This window comes from Neiella holothuriorum, from assembly GCF_019457915.1.
GTDB lineage: Bacteria > Pseudomonadota > Gammaproteobacteria > Enterobacterales > Neiellaceae > Neiella > Neiella holothuriorum.
Genome location: NZ_JAHZSS010000013.1, coordinates 14,071 through 39,470 on the forward strand (window position 1 = coordinate 14,071; position 25,400 = coordinate 39,470).

The window sequence follows — 25,400 nt, forward strand, 5'->3', positions numbered from 1 at the left end:
AAAAAGGTGAATTCAAATTTGCATTTCATAGGAGCTCTGAAGATATCCCCACTTTCCGTGCCTAGAGCTTGATCTCCTAGCCTTAAATATGATGGACTTAGCTCTCTTCGAGCTGGGACTGGCCTTTCATGCCAGTGAAGAGGGGGCTCTACACGTCACCCTAATTGTAAAAAATTCTACCCATAAAGTGTTCGAGCAAACAAAGGGAATAAGGATTTACTGGCCTATGGAGCAGGAGCTGGCTACGATTAACTGCGCAGTCGTTGGGGGCGAGCAGTTCGAGCTAATTCAATTTGGCTTTCCGTTACCCCAAGGTCAATACCAAGCCCATAATCTGACGCTGCTCGATGAAAATGGACAATCACTGGCCGCTTCTCTGAAGCCTACAAGCTATTGGCCCGACCATACTATTCGCTGGTGTCAGGCTAGGTTGCTGATGTCTCTCGCTAGCTCTGATAAGAATCGCATCTACGCTGGGCACTCTCCAAATCCACCAACCTGCCCTAAGCGTCCTCAACTGGTCAGCCTTGAAGGGAATATTTTAGCGGTTCGCACTCGTGAGTTCTTTTTTGAGCTCAACCGTTCCGAGCTATCTTCTTTTTCGGCCAAAAACTCGCGCAAGGAGGTTGTGTGTCAGGCTGGCCGCTTTGAACTGTTCATCTCAGAAGAGCATTCTGCAAAAGGCTATGTGCAATCCTGTGCTCACGAGACCTACTATGCGGCTGAAAAGCCATTGTTCGTAGAGGTCCATTTAAAAGGCTTCCTTGCGACCAATGATGGTGCGTCTGCTATCGCCTGTTTTGAACAGACATATAAGTTTCATTACCACAGCAACAAGGTTGAAACTTCTTTTACTTTGCACAACCCCAAAGCGGCGATTCACGAGGGAGGCACTTGGGATCTGGGAGATCCTAATTCTCTGCTGTTCGATAGCTGCGCGTTCCACTGGACAGTGAATGAGCTTGAAACGATAGGGTGTTTCGATGAACTTACTCAACAGCAACTAAGGAGCGAAGCGACGACATTCTCGCTCTATCAGGAGTCTAGTGGCGGGGAATCCTGGGATAGTTTGACCCACCTTAACCGAGAAGCCAAAGTGCCAATGTCCCACAAAGGGTATCGGTTGGAGGCCAACTCCTACCGTGAAGTAGGCGACAGGATCCTGCCACGCCTTTCTCTAAAGGCTGAGCTGGCTCGGATTGAGGTTATGTACAAAGACTTCTGGCAAAACTTTCCAAGTGCAATGTCTGTGAAAGATGGCGTGCTGGCGCTGTCCTTATTTCCCGAGCAGTACCCAGATCTTCACGAGTTGCAGCCGGGTGAGCGTAAGACTCAGGAGTTTACGATCTGCTTAAGTCAAGGGAGAGGAGCAGGAGGCTCTTATGCCCAACCATGGGTTCAGTTAAATCTTGCTTGGCTTATTAAGTGCCAAGCATTGCCTTGGCTCTCGTCATCCGCTGATCCTTTGCAAGCTCTAATCAACAAGGGACTTGTTGGAGAAGATTCTTTCATGGCAAAGCGAGAAGCTGCCGATGAATACGGTTGGCGAAATTTCGGTGAACTCTATGCCGACCATGAAGCGGAAGGCTATCAGGGGGGAGGGCTGTTCGTTTCGCACTACAACAACCAATATGATCCTATTTATGGGCTTTATCGCCAAGCGTTGATAATTGGTAGTTTTGAGGTATTGCAGGGAGCCAGAGAGTTGACACGGCACGTAACAGATATCGACATTTACCATACTCACCGGGATAAAGACGAATACAATCATGGTCTGTTCTGGCACACGGATCATTACCAAAAAGGTGAAACCTGTAGCCATAGAACATACTCCAAACGTCATCAACGTGGAGTCTATGAAGATCATGCTGGCGGAGGCGGTCCGGGTGGTCAGCACTGTTACACGACAGGCCTATTATTGGACTACTGGTTAACCGGCAATGAACACTCCAAACAATCTGTCCTTCAACTTGCTGACTGGATTACGTTGTTGTACGAGGGCAAAGGGACCTTCGTTGAATTGTTGCTAAGTTGGAAGAACCGTTACCGTCAGGATGTGAAAAACTTTTTTACCGAGCGCTATCCGCTTGATCGAGGGATCGGCAACTACATCGTAGCGTTATTAGATGCCTACGCTATCACTCATAAGTCTGCTTACCTAAGACAAATTGCCCAGATCATTCGGGATACGGTTCACCCTCTGGACGATATTAATCAACGTAATTTTGATGACGTCGAAGCAACTTGGTTTTACACCGTGTTTCTTCAGGCTGTAGCTCGCTTTCTCTGGGTCAAGAGGGAACATCAAGAGCTTGATAGTGACTTTATCTACGCTCGTGACTGCCTTAGTCATTATGCTCGTTGGATGGCTGAGCATGAAGAGCCAGCCCTAAACCAGCCAGAGCGATTAGAATTTCCCAACTTAACTTGGGCTGCTCAGGATCTAAGGAAGGTTAATGTGCTCTACTTGGCCAGTTATTTTGATGTTTTGAGCCGAGAATGCTTTCGCGAAAAAGCAGATCTCATCTACCAAAAGACGGTTACAGGATTAGAGGCTGACTCATCCCACGTATATACTCGAATCCAAGCTATTCTAATGCAAAACCAAGGTGTTAGAGAGTGGGTGCTGGCACAGCCCGAAGAGGAGTTTCCCGAGGCTGGGCGGTATCGCAAGGTCAACAATACGAGCTCTACTTACAAGCTCAAACGTTTGCTCCAAAGCGTGATGGCCTGTACCTTAGGGTTTTCCATTCGTAAAGAGCTAGACCAGTTACGTCGGCGCTTCCCTAAATTGACCAAATTTGTAGGCCCCCTTGATGAGCAACATTGATGTCAGCTTTATCATTCCCCACAAAGGGCGCGAAGAAATGCTCTTAAAGACTCTCAGGTCGATTCAAGGTTTGCATTACGACCTGGCGCGCGTTGAAATCCTGCTGATCAGTCAAAATGAGGGGAATTCGCGCGAGCTCGATGAGCTGGTGAATGAGCTAAGTGTCAAGCTGATACGGATCACCGATGGACGCACCATATCAGCCCTTAGAAATCTTGGTGTAGAAGGTGCTCAAGGACAGTACTTGGCGTTTTTGGATGCGGATGTAAAGCTTTCGGCCAACTGGTTAGAGGTGATGTTAACTACCTTGCGGCGGCCCAACACCGTGCTGGCGGCAGCACATCAAGTTAATAGCTCCGAAGCGCCCTCTTTAGAACGTATTCGCACAGCATTGAGCAATGCTGTGCTTGACTGCGCTGTCACCTTTTTACCTGGTCGAAACCTGTGCCTATCGCGCCATGATTTTGAGCGTATTGGTGGCTTTCCGGAACACTTGATCACCTGCGAAGATTACTACTTTACAGAACGTGCAAGCCGCTTGGGCGAGCTCTATTACACCTCGGAAGCTTGCTATGTGCATTTAGGCGAGGATAAGGAGTATACCAAGATGTTTCGGAAAGAGATTTGGAGAGGCCAAAGTAATCTGGCTTCCATCAAAGGGCGCACTATTCCTCTTCGTGAGTGGCCAAGCTTTATTGTTCCCATTGGGCTTTTAATCCTGCTTGGCATTGCATCTGTCGGCACTATCTTCGGCCAATGGTTAATCGCTCTTTGGAGTCTAATGTTGTTCAGTCTGCCGGTTGTTGTCTATAGCCTGCGTTTGAAGCGGTTGGTTGGAGCAAGTGTACCGCTAACTTCAGTATTTAAGTTTTATGGTCTCTTCTTTCCGGCTCGCGCCTTGGGCACCTTGAGCGGAGCTCTGAAAGAGGTCAAAACAAGTAGTCATAATGAGTAAGCGAATGGAGAAAAGGAACGTCCTCCAATTTATCTGCCCAACAGGCTTTTATGGAGCTGAACGCTGGATTCTAGCGTTGGCGCGTCACCTGCCTGAGCATCATATTCGCAGCGACTTGGCGATAACTCTGGAGGAAAGTTCTCATGATTTGGAATTGGTGAAGCAATTTCGCGCCAATTATGGTGATGCATTTGAATTGCCGATGAAGCACAAATTCGACTTTGGAGTGGTGAATAGCCTGGTGGAGCTCATTAAAGAGCGCGACATTCATGTGATCCACACGCATGGCTATAAGTCGGATATTCTCGGCGTATTGGCTGCTCGTAAGGCGGGAATCCCTTGTGTGGTGACGCCACATGGCTTTGAAAATGCGCGCGACTTGAAGTTGAGGTTCTTTATCTGGCTAGGCTGCAAAGCGATGACGTTTGCTGAAGCGGTGGCTCCTTTGTCGCAAGCACTGTGTGAAGACTCGCGTCAGGCTGGAGTTAAGGAAGAGAAAATTCACTACATTCAAAATGGAGTGGATTTGTCAGAGGTTGAGGCGATTCGCCTTTCTGATGAGGTGGCTGAAAAACCGGAAGGGGTTCAGAGGATTGGCTTTATCGGCCAGATGATCTCGCGCAAGAATATTTTCCACATTCTGGATCTGTTTAATGAGATGGCTGCTGAGCGCTCAAACATTGAATTGGTGTTGCTTGGCGATGGGGATCAAAGAGCAGAGCTGGAAAACTATGCTTGTCAGCTCAGCCAAGCTGACAGAATAAAATTTTTAGGTTTTCGTGATGACCGGCTTGCCCTGTTAAAAAGCTTCGATCTTTTTGTTATGTCTTCCACGTTAGAAGGGATCCCGCGCTGCCTAATGGAAGCGTGTGCTATGGAGATCCCTATTTCGGCTTACGACATCCCAGGTATTGACCAGTTAGTCACTGATAAAGAAACTGGCCTGCTGGCGCCGCTAAATGACAAGGCGGCTCTCAAGGAGACTTGGCAAAGGCTGCTGGATGATTCTGAGTTGGCGAGGACGCTAGGTTTGAATGCACGCCACTTTGTAGAGCAGTACTTCTCTGCGAAGCGAATGGCACAAGAGTACAACGATTTGTTCCGCCAGCTGCAGGGAAAAGGATAAGCCCTATGGCCAAGCACAAGGATGTTTTATTTGTTTTATCCGTGGACACTGAAGAGGAGTGGAACTGGAGTGGTCCGTTCCCTGAAGCTCAGTGCTCTGTGGCCAATGTCCACATGTTGCCAGTTTTCCAAGATCATTGCCGTAAACTGGGCATTAGACCGACCTATTTTACCGATTATGCTGTAGCTGCAAATGAGCAAGCTGCGGATGTTTTAAAGTCCGTTCTTGAGCCTGGCGACAGTGAGCTCGGAGCGCACCTCCACCCTTGGTGCAATCCACCTTTTTATGGTCCAACTCTGGAGTTTGAATCCCACGTGGTAAACCTGCCTGAAGAGCAGGTTGCAGCGAAGTTGGACGCGCTGCTGGTGAAGCTAACCACAGTGTTTGAGCGACAACCAAAATCCTTTCGTACCGGGCGTTGGGGAGTAGATGAGAAGACGCTTCGATTGTTGGCGTCTAGGGGGGTTGACGTAGACTCCAGCGTTTATCCTTTTTATAAAAATGATTTTTTTTCCTGTGAGTCCAGCCCTCTCGATGCCTACTGGCCAGAGTGGCAGAACCCGTTGAATAGTGGCGACCAACGAGAAATTTTGGAGCTTCCCGTGTCCGTAGGTTTTAGCCGAAAGAACTTTGAACTGTACGAGGCGATCCACAAACTTATTTCTCGCCCTCCTTTTAGCTATTTCCGCTTGGTGGGTTTCTTTTGGCACCTAAAGCTGTTTCGCAAACTCTACCTGAGTCCGGAGCTGTGCAATGCCAAAGAGATGAACGCACTGGTGGACGTGTTATTGAAGCGTGATCAACCTGTGCTCCACATGTACCTGCATAGCTCTAGCCTGATTGATGGGGTCACTGGGCTGGTTGATGCGAAAGGAGCCATAAGCGAGATTTGTTCACGTATTCAAAAGGTTGTTGAGCACCTTGGCGAGCGTGCTAATCTTCGCTTTTGTACTGTCTCTGAGGCTCGGGACATATTACAGGCACGAAATTCAAATCAAGGAGTATTGAGGTGATCATCCGCTTAGCTCACACCTCTGATCGTCAAGCTTGGGATCAATATGTTGCGGGCCACACAATGGGCTCTCCCTATCATAAGTACAGCTGGGGGCAGGCTGTGCAAAAAGCTTATGGCCATCAAGCGCAGTACTGGCTGGCCGAACAAGAAGGGCAAATTGTTGGCGTACTACCCTGCGTCAGGCTCAAGCGATTGCTTGGCGGAGAGAAGTATTGTGCCCTACCTTTTTGTGATGTGGGAGGACCATTAGCTCAGAGCCATGAGATTCGACAATTACTGTTGGATAGAGCTGCTGCTGAAGGCGCCGTGATATTGGAAAGCCGCGACATGGGCAAGCAAGGGGAGGCTAAACAATATCAGGGCAATAAAGTTAGCATGCGCCTACCGTTGCCTGACAGCTCTGAGGCGTTGCTGGCTAGTTTTAAATCCAAGCTTAGAAGCCAAGTCCGCAAAGCTGAGAAGAATGGCTTGCGTTATGAAACCGGGCGAAGTGAACAGTTGCTGCAGCATTTTTATGAGGTGATGCTCGTCAATATGCGGGCCTTGGGCTCCCCTGTCCACAGCTATAAATGGTTCCGGGAAATCATTGAACAATACGGTGAACAGTGTCTAGTTGGAGTGGTCTATTTGGATCAAATACCCGCCGGTGCTGGGATCATCCTTATTAATGGTGAAAAAGCCTCTATTCCATGGGCATCCACCAAGTCCGAGTTCAACCGTCTCGCGCCAAATATGCTTTTGTATTGGGCTCTTTTGGCTTATTGTGCTGAACACAGAATAACCGAATTTGATTTTGGTCGCTCAACCTATGGCGAGGGAACTTACAAGTTTAAATCGCAATGGGGGGCTCAGCCTTGGCCGCTGAACTGGCAAACCTATCAGAACGGCCAGTTATTAAAAACGTCGGATACCGACACTCACGCCTCCACTAGCCGTTTGAAGGGCACAATGAAGCAGTGGGTGATTCGTCTCTGGCGAACCATGCCCTTGAGCTGGACGGCCAAGTTAGGTCCTCTGTTGCGCAAGCAGATTGATCTCTAGTAGGCGGCTGGCTGAATGAGCCTTCCTTGGCTCATTGCGCTGTTATGGAAAGAATTGACAAAGAAGTATGGAGCCCAATGACTAGTAAGATAAAAAGCGAGATAATTTTTGTCGCGGGTTTTCCCCGCTCCGGAACAACTTGGTTTTCGAATATCATCAACTCGCACTCTAAAGTCGTCTATCGTCATGAGATACTAGGTCGGCAGGCCAGTGCTTTTCCTGCTCCTTTGTTCGATGCTATTAAGCACAACGCTGGTTTGAGTGATATCGATTATGAGCAAGCCATTGGGATCATTGCTGAATCCAGTGTCGAAACCGATAAACCTCCTTTTTTTGTCAAAGATCACGGGTTATTAAAACATCCCCAATTGCACTACTTCCTTTGGAGTGCCGCTAAGCTCGTTAAACCAATTGCTTCTCTCTATCTAAAATTATTCAAAGCCCCGATCTACAAAGAGGGGTGGCGCATCTTAGTGAAAGAAACTCGATCCACCACAGACATGACCTCGATCCTGAAGGGGTTAAGAGTTGAGCATGTGCTGTTTTTGGTAAGAGAGCCTTACGGGGCTATCGCATCCCACATTAAGGGAGCGTCGATGGGGTTGATCTATGGTGCTTCACAAACGGCTAAAAACCGCTGGTTTGAAGTCAGCAAGGATAAGCCTTATGTGAAAGCTCTAGCTTTAGAGCAAGAACAAATAGAACAGATGTCCGCGGCTGAATTTTTGGCGATTAAATGGCGTGTCTATTACGAAGATGCAGTTGTGATTCAGAGCGAGCAGCAACAGGCTCAATTTTGCTTTTACGATCAGTATGTCTCGCAGCCATTTGATTGCAGCAAAACCTTGTTTGAAAGCCTTAAGTTGGACTTCTCTCCCCAGGTGGAGGCGTTTATCGGCCAGAGTACCGGCAAAACTGCCAGCTCTGTAGCTCTGAAAGACTCCAGCAACGAGTATTACAGCGTCTACCGAAAGGCGTCATTTGATACCGAAGGTTGGAAGAAAGAGCTAAGTGATGAGGACGTTCATTACATCGACAAACATGCGACTCCGTTTTTTAATCAGCTGATTGACAGTCAGGAGTAGCTCTATGTGTGGAATTGCCGGTTTTACTCAATTTACTCATCAGGAAGGGGATCTTAAAACCCTTCAAGCTATGGGGAGTGCTATCTACCACAGAGGCCCAGACGCGGGTGGAGAGTACCTAGATGACAAAGTGGGCTTGGCTCATCGTCGCTTGGCTATTCTCGATCTGTCTGAGGCCGGTAACCAGCCCATGTACTCTGAAGACGAACAATTGGTCATTGTCTTTAATGGCGAAATCTATAATTTTCTGGAAATTCGCCAAGAGTTAGAGCAACAGGGGGTTCAGTTTAAGACTAAGACTGACACTGAAGTGATCATTTCCCTCTACGAAAAAGAAGGAACAGCTTGCCTGCAAAAACTCAATGGTATGTTTGCTTTTGCCTTGTGGGACAAGCGTAAGCAAGAGCTCTTTATTGCCCGAGATCGAATGGGTAAGAAGCCTCTTTATTATCTGGAGCATAAAGGCCGTTTCGCTTTTGGTTCTGAGATTAAATCTATTTTGGAGCTGAATGAGGTGCCGAAAGATATCCGCCTAGATGCGGTTTATGACTTCTTCGCCTATCAATACATTCCAGATCCTAAAAGTATTTTCCAGCACATCCACAAACTACCGCCAGCCCACTATATGTTGGTTAGCGCCAAGGGCATTGAGATCCAACCCTACTGGGATATCTCTATGCGCCACATAAGCTCAGCCAGTGAAGAGGAGCTGACTGAACAATTAGTGGATGTGATTGCTGGCTGTACTAAGCAGCGAATGATTTCAGATGTGCCTTTAGGGGCGTTCCTAAGTGGAGGTGTCGACTCCAGTGGTGTCGTGGCCTTAATGGCACAGCAGAGCGACAAGCCTGTTAAAACCTGCTCCATCGGGTTTGATGAAAAGAAATTTAACGAAACCGAATTTGCCAGTATCGTCGCCAAGAAATTCCAGACTGAGCATCATGAATTTACGGTACACCAAAATGTCAAAGATAATCTGGAGCAGATCGTCAGCTACTTTGACGAGCCTTTTGCTGATCCTTCACTCGTTCCAACCTATTTTGTTTCGGAGCTAGCCCGACAGCAAGTAACGGTGGCTATCGCTGGAGATGGAGGAGATGAGGTTTTTGCTGGCTATGAAAAATACTCGGTGGATGCGGTGGAGAACAGGCTAAGAAACAAGTTTCCAAAATTCTTCCGCAAACGTGTGTTCCCTCCACTGGCCAATCTTCTCTCCAAAAGCAGCTGGAGGGTTTGTCGTAAAGGTAAGTCCTTACTCACCAGTTTGAGTATGGAGCCGGATATGGCTTTTTACCTTTCCAATGCACAAATTGAAGACCGGCAGTGGTCTGCGCTTGCGAAGCCGGAAGTACATGCTCAACTCGGTGATTATCACCCTTCCTCCGTTACCACTGAAGCCTACCAAAAAGCGGACGGACCTGATCATCTTGCCAAAATACTCTACACCGACATGAAGACCTACCTGCCGGGTGGCATTTTGGTAAAAGTAGATCGCATGAGTATGGCCAACTCGTTGGAGGTTAGAGCGCCAATTCTAGACAAGAATACTCTGGAGTTTGCTGCCACCTTGCCATCAGAGCTGAAATTCAAAGCAGGCGAGAAAAAGCACATTCTCAAAGAGGCTTTTAAGCGCTTTCTGCCCGATGACATTCTTTACCGCAAGAAAATGGGCTTCTCGGTACCTTTAGCCTCTTGGTTCCGAGGAGAGATTAAAGAGCTGGCGGAGAGGTATCTGTTGCAGCAAAGCGATGGCCTATCTTCTTTCTTCGATATGGAGGAGGTTCGCCGCTTATGGTATCAGCACCAGTCTAGGAAATACGACCACGGTGCGTTGCTGTGGAGCATGCTGATGTTCCAGATGTGGTGGGCTAAGTACATGAGGACTTCGGTGAATGGCTAAGCTCAAGGTGCTTCATCTGACCTATGACATGCGTATAGGAGGGACTGAAATGGTGATCAAAAACATCATCGAAGGTTCCGCGCCAGATAAAGTAGAGATGTCGATCTTTTGTATCGAATCACCTCTGGGCCCCTGGGGGAAAGAGCTTCAACAAAGCGGCACAGCCATTTTTTGTCACGAGCGGCAGCCTGGGTTTGACCGTTCTTTGATCAAAGCTATTCGTCAGCATTTAAAGCGACAGCAGATTGATATTATTCAGTGTCACCAATACACCCCTTGGGTGTACGGGGCGCTAGCTGCATTGGGGCTCAAAACAAAGATTATTTTTACCGAGCATGGCCGCTTCTTTCCTGACTGCTCCAGCTGGAAGCGTAGGTTGATTAACCCCTGGCTGGTCAGAGCAACGGATGCGGTTACCGCAATTTCCAAGGCTACAAAACAGGCGCTGGTGGAGTTTGAATTCATTCCAGAGCGAAAAATTGAAGTGATCTACAACGGCATTCATCGGTTGCGCCTTGATGCTTCTGCTGTTCAAGCCACCAAAGAGAGCTTAGGGATCCCTGATGATGCCAAGGTCGTCGGCACAGTAGCTCGCTTAGACCCCATTAAAAACCAGGTGATGATGGTTAAAGCCTTCCGAAAAGTGCTTGAAAAGGCCCCGAACACTTACCTGCTGATTGTGGGGGATGGAGAAATGCGAGAAACCTTAGGGCAGTTAGTGGAAGAGCTCTCTATCTCTCGCCAAGTGATCTTTACCGGTTACATCTCCGCACCGGCTAATTATATTGCGACCATGGATCTGTTTTTACTCTCCTCACTTAGTGAAGGGACGTCCATGACTCTGTTAGAGGCAATGTCGCTTGGCAAGCCATGCGTCGTGACTGATGCAGGAGGCAACGCAGAGATTATCGAACATCAGGCCAATGGCTTAGTGTCGGCTAATGATGACATAGATGATTTTGCTCAGAAGTTGGCTCAGATCTTGTCCGACCCCACCATGGCTCAAAAGATGAGTCAAAATGCATTTAAACGATTTGACGACCTATTTACCAATCGTCAAATGAACCTTGCCTACCAGGGCCTCTATCTGGCCTGCGTAGAGTAAGGTACTCATTAATCATGGAATAGTTATGTTCGTTTTTTTAACTTCGATACGGCACCCGGATAATGCCAACGACTTTGCTAAAGTTGAGCGTTTGTTGACGGTCACTCTCACCTCTATTTGCGGCCAAACGAACCCTGACTTTCAGGTGGTAGTGGTATGTAACAGTCTGCCAAAAGTCGCAATTGAAGACCCCAGAATTCATTTCCATGTGGTGGACTTCCCTGTGCCCTCAAAGCAAAAAGCCTCAGCTCTTGAAGCGGCTCCTAAGTTTAAAGACAAGGGCACCAAATACATGTCGGGGCTTCTTTACGCTAAGCGCTTCAACCCTGACTACGTCTATATCATCGACTCTGATGATTGGGTCAATAAGGAACTGGTTCACTGTTTAGCGAGTCAGCCCAAATACCCCGTCTGGTATGTGGATAAAGGCTATGTGGTTGACCACGGTAAAAAAGATTACCGTAAAATCAGCGGTCTCTCTCGGTACTGTGGGAGTACTTTTGTATATGACTACACCTACCTAATGGATCATGCCGATATTAAGGGCGAAATCAATGAGCACTCTTCTCAAGAAGGGCTTATTGAAGGGACTTCTGAATATTTCATTCTAAAACTGATTTGTAACCACACCATCAATTACCGTCATTTCAAAGCTGAAGGTGTTGAGCCCAAAGCAATCCCTCTACGGACGGCGTGCTGGATTCAAGGGACAGGTGAAAATGTCTCAGGAACAGCAGGGTTTTCTCATGGTTTGCCGATTGACCAACATTTTATTGAAACATTTTCATTGCCTGAAGACTATATGAGTGCGCGTAAGCCATCGCTGGCAAATCAGATTAGGGACATATTGACCGGGTGGTTTTCCAGTTACAAGTGGTATCAGAGTAAGCGCACAGGAACAAATCGGTTCTAGCCGGTGAAATGAGTTGTAAATATGAGTGATTTAAGGAAATCGTTAGTCTACTCCGTGACCTCCAAGTACTTTGGACGGCTGGTTGCGCTAATTTCAGTCATTATTGTTTCTCGCCTGCTAACTCCAGACGAGTTAGGGGTTTATGCCATTGCTAGTGCTCTGGTGCTTATTGCCGGAGAGCTCAAGTCCTTCGGCGCGGGAACCTACCTAATCCGAGAAAAGGAAATTGACAGCGAAACGGTAGGGAAAGCCCTAGGAGTGAGCTGTATGATTTCTTGGAGTGTTGGAGCCTTACTGGTTGTCAGCGCTTGGAGTATCGAGCAATTTTACCAAAAGCCGGACATTGCCATTATCGTCGTGCTGCTAGCCGCAAGCTTCTTCTTAGCACCTCACATCGGAGTTGGAAAATCCCTTTTAGAGAGAGATTTTAGGTTCAGCCAAATTTTGGTGATCGACATTGTCAGCCGCTTAGGTCAGCTCGCAAGTGTCGTGATTCTAATATCTCTAGGGCTTAGCTATTTCTCTTTGGCTTTATCGGTGATCATCAACAACTTGCTGGAGCTACTACTGGTTCTGTGGTTTAAACCAAAGTATTACCAGAAACTGCCAGCCTTTAAAAATACCCATGTGATCTTTAAGTTTGGCATGCTGGTAACTGTTGCCAACTTTATTCGGCAAATTACTCGCGCTCTGCCTGACCTGATTATTGGTAAGGTGGGAACCTCCCGGGAGGTCGCGTTTTACTCTCGCGGTATGGGGTACATTAATTTCCTTTCCATGACCATTAATAGCGGCATTCGCCCGGTCATTGGGCCTTATTTGTCTGAAAAGCGGAGGAACAGAGTTGATCTGATCGGCCCTTATTTGCTCACAACTAAAATGATGGCTGGAATTATGATTCCTGCCCTTGCTGTTTCGAGTTACGCGAGCTACGTCGTGATTGTGGCAATGTTTGGCGAGCAATGGATAGAGAGTGCCCCCTTAGTAAGCGCACTTTGTGTAGCTACAATCATTCACAACATGATCGGCATGGCTATTACAGTGTTGATCACAGCGGGATTTGAAAGGCAGGTTTTATATCGCGATATTGTTTTGTTTTGTGTCACGGCTCTTTCCATCTATTTCCTGTATCCCTATGGGCTTCAAGCTGTGACTTATGGAGCAATTGGAACAGCAACAATTACCTTTTTGATAACCATCTCTATGCTGAAGCGATTAATGAGTTTCAGTATCTATAAACAGGTTAGTGTTCACTTTCAGAACTTTGCTGTGGCTGCCATTTGTGTCGCAGCCGTAGCAGGAGTGGACCAGTTTATTGATTATAAATCGATCCCCGTGTTGGTCGCTTTGTTGGTGGTGGCTATCGTCTCCATGACAAGCTGGTTAGGAGGGGTTCTATTAGTTCGCCATCCGCTAGGAGATGAGATCTTAAGGGTTGGAGTGGCACTCAAAAATAAGTTGATGAGAGCCTAGATTGGCTGTGACAACAACCACTGAAAATAAGTAGAGAAAGATGCTTGGTATTGTAATTCCACTTAAATCAAAAGCCATCTCCAGAGATTGGCAGGTTACCAGTGATGCACTGGCGGCCACTTTGTGTTCGATAGCACAACAGACCTCCGGACAATACCAAGCTGTTGTGGTGGGGCATGACATTCCTGAAGGCTTTGCGGAACGCTTTAAACACATTCAATTTGCCACGGTTGATTTTGCTGTGCCGAATCGAAGTGCTCCGGACTTTACCCACAAGGAGCTGATCAAAGATAAAAACCTGAAGATTGCCAGAGGCCTGCAACTATTAAGCTCATCTCCAGAGATTGCATTCTGGTATGGTTTAGATTCAGATGATCTGCTTGCCGATGATTTTGTCGAAACAGTGCTTACAGAGGCCAAAGGGAGAGCCGGCTTAATAATTGATGGTGGTTTTATCGTCTATCAGAGGGCAAATCGAGTCATACCCATCGATAATTTATCACTCTATTGCGGCTCTACCTCAGTGGTAGCTCGTGAATATATTCTAATCCCCCAGGAACTTTCCGTTGAAGGCTTGATAGGAGTGCCTTGGAGCCGCTACCCACACATGCAGATTGCAGAATTTTTCAAAACTGAACTGAAGCTTCCTTACGCCAATCTGAAAAAACCACTGCTGGCTTACGTGCTGGGCTCTGGTGACAATATCAGCGACAAGTGGCGGGACAGCCCCTGGAAAGCGTTAAAAGCCTTTTTAAAGCCCTATTTGAAAGGGCGTAAGATAGGTGCAAGTTTTAAGGCTAAATTTGCCTTAAAGTAAGTTGAATTGACTCCATAAAAAAAGAGATAGGTCTTTAACATGTCACCAGTTTTCATCATGGGCACCCAGAGGTCTGGCACCACTCTGCTGACACGAGTGCTGTCTGCACACCCGTCGATCTTTATTCAAAATGAATTGGATCTGCCCAAGGTATTTGCAAACTCCAGCTCTAATGAAGCCGTGATTAATGGTATTAAAAAGCAGCTTTATATCGAAGCTGAAACAGATTTGAATGAAAAGATTGGTCAGCAACCGGATTTGTTATGGGGTTTGAAAGATCCTCAATTGACCGAATACATTGATGTGCTCCGTGGCTTTTTACCAGAGTCCAAGTTCATCATCATTGTGCGAGATGGTCGTGGTGTGACTAACTCTTATATGGAAAACAAGTGGGGACTTGGAACCAATGCCTACTACGGAGCTCAGCGCTGGAAGCGAGAAGTCGAAGAGCAATTGGCCTTTATGGCGGAAAGGCCGGGCTGCTTCTTGTTCATTCGTTATGAAGATCTGATCGATAACCTAGAGAATGAGCTGCAAAAGGTGTGTGACTTTCTAGGTAAAGATCTTTCCGACAAGATGCTCAATTATGATCAGCAGGCAAGCGACTTCGGCAAACAAAGGGAAAACATCAATACCTTCAAGAAGCCGGATAAGAAGTTGGCTGAAAAGTGGAAAAACAGGCTGTCCAAATTTGAGATCAACGTTGTCGAGCATGTGGCAGGTGACCTGCTAGAGCAGCTAGGGTATGCCAGAGTGGGTAAGAAGATAGCCCTCTCTTGGCTGCATCTCTTCTATTTTAAGTGGCATCAGAAGATCATTGGTGAAATTCAAATCCAATACCGCTGGCGCAAGAGCGTATGGCAAACAAAAGCGCTCTATAAAGAGCGCGAAAAGCTATTAAAGCGAGATGCTGACTAATGCGATGGCTGACTTTGGCTCTGGTTGCGCTTGTTCTGGCGGGATATATGCTCTGGAACCATTGCCTTCAGCCCAGCGACAAAGTGATCGTAAAGTATGCATTTACTGATCTATTCGAACAGCAACCTCAGAAAAACCTGATGATGGGAAGCTCCTCCATATACCGCTTGCAGGAGTCTCAATTAGCGTGCGGTTCTTGGTTGAACCGAGGAATTCCAAATTCACAAATCAAAGATCTCATGGTTTACCTTAAGCTTGGAACTTTGCAGAACGCGCCGGAGAATATTCTGCTTTATGCTGGAGAAAATGATTTGAGTCAGGGAAGGACTGTAGCGCAAACCTATCAAAGCTATTTAGCAGTAATTGAGCGCCTTAAACTCGATTATCGTACTGCCACCATCCATGTTATTGCCGTCAAACTATCGCCCAAGCGATCTGCGTACTGGGCTAAGTTTCAGGCTCTGAATCGGCTTTTAAGAGAGTTGTCATCCACTGAACCCATGTTGCACGTTCATGAGGTCAGTTACCCAGTTTCTTCGTATTTATCTGATGGTATACACCTTTCTCGAGCCGGATACGATGTCTTTCTATCTAAGGTAAATAGCGCATGTCTGTAACTGGTAGCCGACTTTATTTTATTGATGCCATGCGGGCAGTCTTAATGATGTTAGGGGTGGTGATTCATTCTGCAAATGTATTTAGTAGTGACCAGAATTGGCTGATCTATGCGGACAATTCTTGGTTTTTAGCCAGCTACTTGAGTGAGCTGATCCACATATTTCGGATGCCAGCATTCTTTGTTGTGTCCGGCTATTTTTGTCTCTTTACTTTGAAACGTTATGGTGTCAGTAAATTCTGGAAGGTGAGAAGTGAACGGCTACTGGTTCCTTTTTTTACCGTGGCAATTGTTATCAATACTGGACAGTCCCTGTTGCTGGATGCTTCGGGCTGGCGCGAATTAGAGTGGGCGAGTTATCTAATGCGAGGCCAATATGTTTCGCACCTTTGGTTCCTTATTAACTTAATGATTTATTTTACAGTCATCGCACTGTTCGCCAAACTGTTTGGGCGAATTTTTTATGGGATAGGCCATAGGCTGGAGGTCGCCTGTATGCGACTCCCCATGGTGATCATTCTGCTTTTACTGCCGTTTGCGAGTATCGCGGTGCTAGCAACTAACCACTTAGGGTTCCCTCTTTATGCTGAATATTATGGCGTGATTAAGCTTTACAGCTTGCTAAAGTTCCTACCCTTCTTTCTATTTGGGATTGTTCTCGCGCTAAACAAAGAATTGTTGGCTCGCTTTGCTGGCATTCCCCTGTGGTTAAACTTCACTGCTCTTGTCTTAGCTGCCTGGCTGCAAAGCTCGGCTGTCCGATTAGCAAACGAAAATGTCATCCTGACGGAATATAGTCACGCGCTGCTAACATGGGTCAGTGTCACCACTTGTTTCAGCCTATTTAGAAGGTTTTTCAACCATAACTCAAAGTTTTGGATGACGCTGTCAGGAGCTTCCTATTCTGTTTACCTATTTCATCACGTGCTAGTGATAGCATTTGGCCTTCTGTTGGTTAAAGTGAACTGCATCCCTTGGTTAGGTTTTATGTTGTTAGTGATCCTAGTACCTATCTGTACCCTTTGGCTGCACGACAACCTGATAACAAGGTTACCCATGTTATCCTACCTATTTAATGGCAAGTAACGGGGCGCATATAGCAGATGCTGCACGTATTACTATTTTTTAGCACCTACCTGACGGGCTTGATTTATTCGCTGTGGCGAAACCCAGCGATGATTTTTGTGCTCTATGAGGCTGTTTACTTTTTCAACCCCAAGGTTAGGTGGTGGAGTTTTATGGTGCCTAACCTGCCTTACTCTATGTTTGTCGTGCTAGCGATGTTTGTCATCTTTGCGCTGACTTTTAAGCAGGCCAATCAAAACCCTATATTTAAGGTACCCCAGCTGCGGTGGATGTTAATGCTCGGCCTGCTCTATCTTTTAGTTACAGTCAATGCAGTGCTTCCAGACTTTCACCACCAAGCAACTATCTATTACCTCAAGATGATGCTGATTGTTTGTATTGCCTATAAGTTGGTTGATAGCGCGAAGAAAATTGATTGGGCTCTGTGGGGCTATATCTTCGGCAGTTGGTACATCGGAATTGTGGCATTTCAGACTGGGAGAAACTCATCAGGACGAGTTGAGGGCATCGGTACTGTTGACTCCCCCGATGCTAATGGTATTGCTGCGGCTATTGCTCCGAGTCTAGTACTTTGCCTTTACTACTTCTGGATTCGCGCTGACTTGAAATCAAGAGTTGCCTTGGCATTTGCTGGTGTATTTATTGCCAATGGCATTGTGCTTATCAATAGTCGAGGAGCCTTCTTGGCTGTGGCACTAAGCATTGCCTACTTCATGTACCACATGTACTTTTCCAGCTTTCAACGAAAGAACCAGAAGAAATTCGCGGTCTTCATAACCATTGTTGGTTTGCTCGGCGCTGTGAAAATTATGGACTCCTCGTTTATCGAGAGAATGCACACCATGGCGACCCATTCCTCAGAGCAAACCTATGATGACGAGTCCGAGAGCGGTAGTACTCGTTTTATCTTTTGGGCATCCGCTTGGGAAATGTCCAAAGATCACCCTATGGGGGCGGGCTTTCGGGCCTTTAATTTCTATGCGCCTTATTATATCCCGGAGGACATTGATACTGGCGGAAGCCGACATCGGTCGGTTCACTCCTCCTGGTTCGAGACGTTAACGGAAACGGGGTTTATAGGACTGTTTGTCATGTGCATGATGATCTGGGCTAGCCTAAGATCTACTAAGCAGTGCAAAAGGGTATTAAAAGATACTGGTCAGGTGGATGATTATTTTAAAGTGATTGCGATTGAAGGGGCCCTGATCGCCTTTGTCATTGCCATGACTTTCTTGAATCGTATGAGAGCTGAAGTTTTGTACTGGTGCATTTTGTACACTGCATGTGCGTACAATGTCTATGTACTTAAGACAAGGCCGCTAGTTCAGAAAAGTGTTCGGGGCGATGGCTAAAATGAAAAAGTACTTATTATCGGCAGGTTGTGTTTTCTTCCTGATTCTTGGTCTCGGATTGAGTGCGGCCAACGTGATAGGTCTGTTTCTGGATGTTCGTCCGAGCAGCATTCCTGAACAAGACTTACGTTTTCGTAACGACATAGAGCTCTCCCTCCAAGAGACTTTAGCGGGCATCAAACGGCGAGCAGAAGAGTCAGACAAAGAATACGCAGGCCGTATTACTCAGGTTATTGCCAAGGGCCTTGCGCATGTGGAGTGGAAGCAATTTGAGCCGGGGAAGTACAACCAACGGATCCCCATTTGGGAAAATTACATCCTCTACTTTATGGCAAAGCTCACCAGCATTCCTGAATATCACCGATACCACTTTGCAGATTATGAGCGTAGTTTAGAGAGAGGAATTGGCATCTGTGGCGACGCTTCTATGATTATGTCGCAACTCCTTGACCTGCAGGGGATCAGCAATCAAATTATCACATTTCCAGGCCATGTTATTGTTGCAGCTTATTTTGAAGATGGCTCAACTGTGACTTATGACCCTGACTTTGGAGTAGTGATAGGTCCAAGTCCCGCTGCAATTCAAACGCAGCCAAGCTTGATCAACATTCCATATTCGGAGCAAGGTTACGGTGCTAGGGATGTTGGGATTCTAAACCGTGTTTACAATCAGTCCTTTAAAGAGTGGGATGGGGTGAGTCATTTCATTACCAAAAAGTATTACTTTGAATACTTAGCCTATTGGCTTAAGTGGCCGCTCCCTATTGTCCTTGTATTTTTATCTTGGCTGTTGCTCCGTAGGCTATCAACAAATAAGAAAGCAAATTAGAGTCTTTTAGCTGTTCATTAAATAGTGAAAAGATTCCTATAAAGGACTGAGAAATGTTTAACCTGCTTCGCGCTCTAAAATTTCTATTTTTACCCGCACACCGAAAACCCATTGAGCTAGCAAGGGCTGCTGGTGTGCGTATTGGCAAGGGGTGCCGTTTTGTCGGGTGCAATGATTTTGGTAGTGAGCCTTATTTAATCGAGCTAGGGGATCATGTTAGTTTGACCAACGTGACCTTCATTAACCATGACGGCGGGGTTTGGGTTTTCCGAAAAGCAGAACCAGACATTGATGTCGTCAGGCCCATTAAGGTTGGCTGCAATGTTTTTATTGGCCATGGTGTTGTCATGATGCCAGGGGTGACTGTTGGTGATAATGTGGTGATCGGGGCCTACTCCGTCGTAACCAAGAATATTCCGTCTAATACCGTAGTAGCCGGAGTTCCGGCTCGATTTATCAAAAGCATTGATGACTATCGCAGTGGCATGGAACCTCACGTCACCCAAACGAAAAAGATGGCTCCTCTGGATAAGCGGAACTACTTTCTGTCAAAGTTCTCTAGCTAAGCCAGTTTCATATTTGAAATAAACCAGAAAATCAGAATTTGATCGTGACTCTGAGTGATGAGGACTGAGTAGTGAAAATTGTTAGTATCGACTATTTAAAAGCCATCGCTGTTCTTTACATCGTCGGCTATTGGCACCTTTTTAATTACACCGAGCATTACCCCGGCTACTACACTCTGTATACCCTGATGTTGGCCAAGACCGTTTTAGGCCTGTTTGCGCTAGTCTCTGGTTTTTTTATTTCCAAATCCATTTCCCGCGGCACGATTAGTGGTTTTTATATCAAGCGAGTTGCTCGGATCTACCCACTCTATTTGCTTTCTGTTGCCGTGTTTTGGGTAGCAGGGTTGATCACTAGTGAATCAGCGCTCGCTTCTACAATGAGCCTTTCCATGTTCTGGGGGGAGGCACCGATGACCTTGTGGTTTATCAGCATGATCATGTCGTTTTACCTTTTTGCTCCAGCCCTGAAGTGGGCTGGTCGCTCGAAGCTAAGCTATGTTGCCTTCGGCTTTGCCGTCATCACGGCTTTAATTGGCATCTATGAGCTGATGCCCGAAGGTCCTGCAGGCGTCGATTTTCGGGTGATTCTCTATTTCCCTTGCTTTGCAGCAGGGTTCTATCTCGGCCGATTTAAAATTCAGCAGCATCTTGCCTGGAGTTTTGCTATTGGACTTGCTGCGGTCATGCTTTTGAGTTTGTTGAAGGGAGAGTTCCGGGAGTACCGTGAAGTGGCCTTTGTGCTGCTTTCGGCGTTGGCGACCTTTGGTCTTGTTTACCGCATGGAATCCTGGTTACCAGACTGGAAGGTTGTTGCTTGGCTAAGTTATGCCAGCTTTGCCATGTACTTGTTTCACCGCCCCCTGTTCTCTGCTGCTAAAGCACTCTTTTTTCCGGAGGCGGCTGTGCACCAACTGGTTTATTTAGTTGGGGTTCTGAGCCTACTCATTGTGCCCGCCTCCTATCTGATCCAGAAACTTTCAGACCACGTCATGCGCAGATTGACTGCTACCGCAACATCTGGGGGCTAACTTGAAAGGAACCCGTTTTCTCGAATTGGATGGTTTGCGTGGTGTTGCCGCATTTGCTGTGGTGCTGTTTCACTATTTCTATCGCTATGATCAGATCTACGGCCATCAGTTTGAGGTGTTTGGCCTGTTCCGTTACGGCTACTATGGCGTCCACCTGTTCTTTATCATTAGTGGCTTTGTGATCTACTGGACGGTTCAGCGCTCGGAGAAGCCGTTGGATTTTGTCTGGTCCAGACTTAGCCGGCTCTACCCTGTTTACTGGGCCGGACTCATCATCACTTTCTTTGCTATCTGTCTGTTCACACTGCCGGGGCGGGAGAGTGATTGGCTGACCTTCTTCGCAAATTTCATGATGTTTCATGAGCATTTCGGCTTTAGCCATGTTGATGGAGTTTACTGGACCCTCTCTCTTGAGCTGATCTTCTACTGCTGGTTCCTGATTATTTTCTCCACAGGACAGCTTAAGCATGTCGACAAAATCTTTATTGTTTGGGTGCTCGTCGCGACTGGCCTGAAGCTGTTTTATCCAGATTCCATGCTGTTTCAGAAGCTCGAGAAGTTATTGGTCGTGAATTACATCCCCTTCTTTGCGCTGGGTATCGTCTTCTACAAATTAAAAAATGGTGCCCTTTCGCGTTGGGCCATTACACTGCTGATCTGTAGCCTTAGCTCTATTTTAATGACCCACAATTTCAAAGAGTCTCTTCTCTTTTTATAGATGGCGTCGCTGTTCTGTTTTGTTGTTTTAGGCTGGGGTACACTCTTTCGGTCAAAGGTTTTGGTTACGCTGGGAACTTTGTCGTACGCCTTGTACCTAGTGCACCAAAATATTGGTTACATAGTGATTAATCACTTTTATCAAGAAGGCCTCAATCCCTACTTGGCCATAGTGGCCGCAATGGCACTCTCTATGGTGATCGCCTATTGCCTCGTCTACTGGGTTGAGAAGCCATCGCTTAAATACCTACGGCTCTTTTACAACAACAGTCGTAGTTTGCAGCAAATGGCAAAACGCCTTCAGTGGTCGGCAGTGAAGAGGGATACATGAAACAGAGCTTAGTCATCTATAGCTGCATGATTGGAGGGTATGACCAATACCCATACGTGCCGGTTGATGAAAATATTAAGTTTGTCATGTTTACCGATGCCGCCCCTTCGGAGTGGCCCGCTGACAGTAATTGGGAATTTGTAAAGGTGGAGAACCCGGAGGGCTTACCTCCTTCCATGTTAAATCGCTATTACAAGTTTCACCCCCATCTGCTCTTCCCTGACTATCTATTTTCTATCTATATCGACGCCAATATCAGCATTTTTAAAAAGCACTTTATTAAGTGGCGCCATCATCAACTAGCGCGCTCCGATTGCAAAATGGCGATACCGGCACACCCCTTGAGGGACTGCGTGTACGAAGAGAGCAAGGCCATTCTGGCGCTAGGTAAAGATGTGGAAGAGAGGCTCTCTTACAGTTTATCTGCTCTGAGCAATGATAATTACCCGAAGCACAATGGCCTATTTGAAAATAACTTGATTTGGCGCAGGCACCATGATTCAGGGGTCAACGCTGTTATGGCTGGTGTTTGGCAGGATTTGTGTGATGAGAACAAATCAAATCGGGATCAGCTCACTCTGGTTTACCGCTCTTGGGAGCAGGGCGTGAACATAGAACCTTTCTGGCAAGATGGCCGTTGCTGTAGGGACAGCAATAGCATTCAGTTTGTTCGCCACGGGATCCGGTTTAACCCGGGAAACAAGGTGAAAATTAAAGCGAATGTGGCCGATCTTTTTTATCGTGCCCGGCGATTCCTCACACAGTCACAAGGAAAGTCATAATGCAATACAGGCGTGAAGTTGATGGGTTAAGAGCGGTTGCTATTCTTCCCGTGCTCTTTTTTCATGCCGATTTGCTGAGTATTCATGGCGGCTTTCTTGGTGTTGATGTCTTTTTCGTGATCAGTGGCTACCTGATCACTTCTATCTTGCTTGACGAGATCAAAAAGGACCGTTTCTCTATAGTTAGGTTTTATGAGCGCCGGGCTAGGCGCATTATGCCAGCACTATCATTGGTGTTGATCTTTTCAACCCTAGGGGCTCTGATCTTCTTACCCCCGCAGCCCATGAAGGAGTTTTCTCAAAGCCTAGTTTCTGTAATGGCTTTCGCATCGAATATCTACTTCTATTTGACCAGCGGTTACTTTTCGCCAAATGCGGAAGATCTATTGTTGCTGCATACTTGGAGCTTAGCCATTGAAGAGCAATTTTATATCTTCTTTCCTCTGCTTCTGTTACTGCTGAAGGCGAATAAAAAGCTTCTTCAGGGCTCCATCTTCATTATTTTTCTAGCCTCTTTGGCATATTCGATCTATCTGACCAACAGAGATCCTAGTGCTAGTTTCTACCTGCTACCTACCAGAGCTTGGGAACTGCTGATGGGAAGCATTGTTGCTATGTATTATGTTAAGGCAGAGCGGCTTGCAGGCTCTGTGAAAGAATTGCTCTCCGCTGTTGGCTTGGTAGCCTTACTGGGGAGCTATTATTTGATTGATCATTCCTTTAGCCACCCTGGCTGGCCTACGGTCATACCCGTAGCGGCGACAGCCATCATCATCGCTTTCTCAAACGGAACTCTGGTTGCTAGGCTTCTTTCCTTCCGGCCATTTGTCTACATTGGCCTGATTAGCTATTCCCTCTACCTTTGGCATCAGCCGCTTTTTGCTCTGCTACGACAAAAATCGATTGGCACACCTGAACCTGCCCTCTATGTGATGGCCATGGCCGTTGTCTTTGCTGTATCTGCGCTGAGTTATCGTTATGTGGAAAGTCCCTTTAGAAATCGCTCTAGAGTGAGCAGGAAGGTGATCTTTACTGCATCTGCTGCTGCGATTGTATTTTTCTCTTCGGTTGGCTTGGTAGGTCATATCTCTTCGGGGCTGCAAGCTCGTTATGCTAAGGATTTTGAACTGGCTTCTGTTGAGCACAGCCCAAAAAGAAAAGGGTGTCACACCTCGGGACAGCACTATTTGAGCCCAGAGCAAGCTTGCAGTTATTTTGACGGTAAGGTGACCTGGGCAACTTTAGGAGATAGCCACATGGTGGAGCTCGCCTATGCATTGGCTCAAGAGCTTAAGACGCAACAATTAGGTGTAAAGCATCTGAGTTTTAGTGCCTGTGTTCCGGCATACACATTTGACATCGCCATGCCTGGCTGTAGTAACTGGCTTAAGGATTCGGTGGCTTACCTGAATGCGGCTGATGAGATTGAACATGTCGCTGTGGGGTTTCGGTATGCAACTTTATTTCCTGCACCAGAAATACCTCACTCCAAGCAGCCCCTAGGGTTAGGTGAGCTAAATCGCGCGGAAGTGAATGAGGCCTACTGGCAAAGTCTAAAGTCGTTAATTGAGGCTCTTTCTGAAGCTGGAAAGCAGGTTTACCTCATCTATCCGATACCTGAGTTGCCTCTTGATATTAAAAGGGGCTCCTTTCCGTTCTCTATCTTCCACACGACACCTTGGCTCAATCTAGGTCATGCCTCCGAATTTGAGCAGTATGCTGAGCGTAACCAGTTTGTATTGCAGCGCTTTGAACAACTCCAGTCGGAGAATGTGCACAAGGTGAAAAGCTTTAATGTTATTTGCCCGCAAGGAATTTGTCCCGCCGAAAAAGATGGGCGTTCGCTCTACTTTGATGATGACCATTTAAGTCTTTATGGAGCGGGACTATTAGCCCAAGAGCTCCTTCGGCAATAGCTAATTAGCGTTGTAATAGCTTACTAGCGCCTGAGTTAATTGCTCTGTCGCAACTTGGGTACCCTTCGAGTTTAGGTGGCCCAGGTCGGCCCAGACTTCCGGTCTAGCATAAAAGTCATAGCCCAGATTAATAAGCTCAGCATGCTGGCTGTAGATGTCTCTAAGCGGTGGGTAAGTAGTGTTGTAATCTGGCAGGTAGAAGAACTTCACATCAACCTGATGAGTGGCCAGCAGAGCGATCATATCCTTAAAGTAGCTGTTGTTTGCGTTAAAGAAGACCGACTCTTTGAGCGAGCCCACCTGATTGTATTTGTAGGGAGCGGAATAGCCTTTACGCTTTCTAGCACGATCGAGCCACTCCTTCGTCTTCTCTCGATCCGACTGGGTGATCCTGTCCATATCGTTACCGCTAGCATAATGCTCACCTGAATAGTTCGCTGGGTCGAACTCCCCCTGGTAGTTAAATAGTTCCGGCCATAGCGAAACCAGAGAGAGTTTGAAGTTTCGGCCTGGCAAGCGATAGAGATTGTCGATATACCTCAAATTGACAAACAGCGGTGCCTGAATCAAATCGACAGCAGGCGCCAAATAGTGGGTGCCGGGGTGCAGGTCTCGCGCTTCAGACTCTCTAACCTCTAAGATCACCAGATCGGGCTTTTTCTGCGACAGCAGCATCTTCATCAGGGAGTAATGCATATCTCGCCCAAGCTGAGGAATAGCAAAATTGCTGATGTGAATCGTTTTGCCTAACTCCTGCTCTAAATTGGCTTGTAACTTAGGAGCTTTGGCCGCCATCAGTGTATGGGAGGTGCCAAAAAAGGCGACATTCACCGGTGTTTCGTCAAAGCTGGCGCGCTCATAGAGCCATTTGGATTTGGCGTATACACCCGTTTTAATGCTTTGGTATCGTACGTAGTCGCTATGGGGAAGCAACAGCATACTGACCAGCAGGAGCGCTGAGGAGAGGGTGACTTTGATCCAGAAGCTTCTAATCAT

At 46.8% G+C, this 25,400-nt stretch carries 22 protein-coding genes; 21 read left to right on the forward strand and 1 reads right to left on the reverse strand.

The annotated features are described in order from the left end of the window. The first annotated feature begins 226 nt into the window (after positions 1-226). The 21 genes from K0504_RS11260 (at position 227) to K0504_RS11360 (ending at position 24,404) form a co-directional block, all read left to right on the forward strand. Entirely contained in the window at positions 227-2,830 is a 2,604-nt protein-coding gene (locus K0504_RS11260; RefSeq protein ID WP_220104297.1) for an RIFT barrel domain-containing protein, read from the forward strand. After that, positions 2,817-3,785, forward strand: a complete 969-nt coding sequence (locus K0504_RS11265) for a glycosyltransferase (protein ID WP_225918097.1) — start codon at positions 2,817-2,819, stop codon at positions 3,783-3,785. The genes K0504_RS11260 and K0504_RS11265 overlap by 14 nt, the downstream gene beginning before the upstream one ends. Further along, positions 3,778-4,911, forward strand: coding sequence for a glycosyltransferase (locus tag K0504_RS11270; protein ID WP_225918098.1), 1,134 nt, complete (start codon positions 3,778-3,780; stop codon positions 4,909-4,911). The genes K0504_RS11265 and K0504_RS11270 overlap by 8 nt, the downstream gene beginning before the upstream one ends. A gap of 5 nt (positions 4,912-4,916) precedes the next feature. Beyond that, the gene (locus K0504_RS11275; protein ID WP_220104298.1) at positions 4,917-5,924 is read left to right on the forward strand and encodes a polysaccharide deacetylase family protein; all 1,008 of its coding nucleotides are present in this window, start codon (positions 4,917-4,919) and stop codon (positions 5,922-5,924) included. Beyond that, a complete protein-coding gene (locus K0504_RS18570; RefSeq protein ID WP_220104299.1) occupies positions 5,921-6,967 on the forward strand; it encodes a GNAT family N-acetyltransferase in 1,047 nt (348 codons plus the stop codon). Before K0504_RS11275 ends, K0504_RS18570 begins: the two co-directional genes overlap by 4 nt. 44 nt (positions 6,968-7,011) lie before the next feature. Beyond that, positions 7,012-8,052 carry a sulfotransferase gene (locus K0504_RS11285; protein ID WP_220104300.1) on the forward strand — a complete coding sequence of 347 codons (1,041 nt, stop codon included), beginning with the start codon at positions 7,012-7,014 and terminating at the stop codon, positions 8,050-8,052. A gap of 4 nt (positions 8,053-8,056) precedes the next feature. Continuing rightward, positions 8,057-9,952: an asparagine synthase (glutamine-hydrolyzing) gene (asnB, locus tag K0504_RS11290; RefSeq protein ID WP_220104301.1), complete on the forward strand. Its 1,896-nt coding sequence runs from the start codon at positions 8,057-8,059 to the stop codon at positions 9,950-9,952. After that, complete coding sequence (locus K0504_RS11295) at positions 9,945-11,057, forward strand: glycosyltransferase family 4 protein (RefSeq protein WP_220104302.1); 1,113 nt, start codon at positions 9,945-9,947, stop codon at positions 11,055-11,057. The genes asnB and K0504_RS11295 overlap by 8 nt, the downstream gene beginning before the upstream one ends. A 25-nt stretch (positions 11,058-11,082) precedes the next feature. Beyond that, positions 11,083-11,970: a glycosyltransferase family A protein gene (locus K0504_RS11300; protein WP_220104303.1), complete on the forward strand. Its 888-nt coding sequence runs from the start codon at positions 11,083-11,085 to the stop codon at positions 11,968-11,970. A gap of 21 nt (positions 11,971-11,991) precedes the next feature. Beyond that, positions 11,992-13,443: an oligosaccharide flippase family protein gene (locus K0504_RS11305; protein ID WP_220104304.1), complete on the forward strand. Its 1,452-nt coding sequence runs from the start codon at positions 11,992-11,994 to the stop codon at positions 13,441-13,443. Positions 13,444-13,483: 40 nt separating this feature from the next. Beyond that, positions 13,484-14,260 (forward strand): hypothetical protein, encoded by a 777-nt coding sequence (locus K0504_RS11310; RefSeq protein ID WP_220104305.1) that lies wholly within the window; start codon positions 13,484-13,486, stop codon positions 14,258-14,260. A gap of 39 nt (positions 14,261-14,299) precedes the next feature. Further along, on the forward strand, positions 14,300-15,178 hold the full coding sequence (locus tag K0504_RS11315) for a sulfotransferase family protein (RefSeq protein WP_220104306.1): 879 nt from the start codon (positions 14,300-14,302) through the stop codon (positions 15,176-15,178). Further along, positions 15,178-15,795 carry an SGNH/GDSL hydrolase family protein gene (locus tag K0504_RS11320; RefSeq protein ID WP_220104307.1) on the forward strand — a complete coding sequence of 206 codons (618 nt, stop codon included), beginning with the start codon at positions 15,178-15,180 and terminating at the stop codon, positions 15,793-15,795. The genes K0504_RS11315 and K0504_RS11320 overlap by 1 nt, the downstream gene beginning before the upstream one ends. After that, the gene (locus tag K0504_RS11325) at positions 15,786-16,880 is read left to right on the forward strand and encodes an acyltransferase family protein (RefSeq protein WP_220104308.1); all 1,095 of its coding nucleotides are present in this window, start codon (positions 15,786-15,788) and stop codon (positions 16,878-16,880) included. The genes K0504_RS11320 and K0504_RS11325 overlap by 10 nt, the downstream gene beginning before the upstream one ends. Before the next feature lie 17 nt (positions 16,881-16,897). Next, positions 16,898-18,232 (forward strand): O-antigen ligase family protein, encoded by a 1,335-nt coding sequence (locus K0504_RS11330; RefSeq protein ID WP_220104309.1) that lies wholly within the window; start codon positions 16,898-16,900, stop codon positions 18,230-18,232. A 1-nt stretch (position 18,233) separates the two neighbouring features. Next, positions 18,234-19,061, forward strand: a complete 828-nt coding sequence (locus K0504_RS11335) for a hypothetical protein (RefSeq protein WP_220104310.1) — start codon at positions 18,234-18,236, stop codon at positions 19,059-19,061. 53 nt (positions 19,062-19,114) lie between these two features. Beyond that, complete coding sequence (locus K0504_RS11340) at positions 19,115-19,627, forward strand: acyltransferase (protein WP_220104311.1); 513 nt, start codon at positions 19,115-19,117, stop codon at positions 19,625-19,627. Positions 19,628-19,698: 71 nt separating this feature from the next. Then, positions 19,699-20,658: an acyltransferase family protein gene (locus K0504_RS11345; RefSeq protein WP_220104312.1), complete on the forward strand. Its 960-nt coding sequence runs from the start codon at positions 19,699-19,701 to the stop codon at positions 20,656-20,658. Position 20,659: 1 nt separating this feature from the next. Beyond that, positions 20,660-21,376 (forward strand): acyltransferase family protein, encoded by a 717-nt coding sequence (locus K0504_RS11350; protein WP_220104313.1) that lies wholly within the window; start codon positions 20,660-20,662, stop codon positions 21,374-21,376. Between the two features lie 326 nt (positions 21,377-21,702). Then, positions 21,703-22,488, forward strand: a complete 786-nt coding sequence (locus K0504_RS11355) for a glycosyltransferase domain-containing protein (RefSeq protein ID WP_220104314.1) — start codon at positions 21,703-21,705, stop codon at positions 22,486-22,488. Beyond that, on the forward strand, positions 22,488-24,404 hold the full coding sequence (locus tag K0504_RS11360) for an acyltransferase family protein (protein WP_220104315.1): 1,917 nt from the start codon (positions 22,488-22,490) through the stop codon (positions 24,402-24,404). Before K0504_RS11355 ends, K0504_RS11360 begins: the two co-directional genes overlap by 1 nt. Here the strand turns inward: K0504_RS11360 and K0504_RS11365 are convergent, their stop codons facing one another. Beyond that, positions 24,405-25,400, reverse strand: a complete 996-nt coding sequence (locus K0504_RS11365) for a hypothetical protein (RefSeq protein ID WP_220104316.1) — start codon at positions 25,398-25,400, stop codon at positions 24,405-24,407.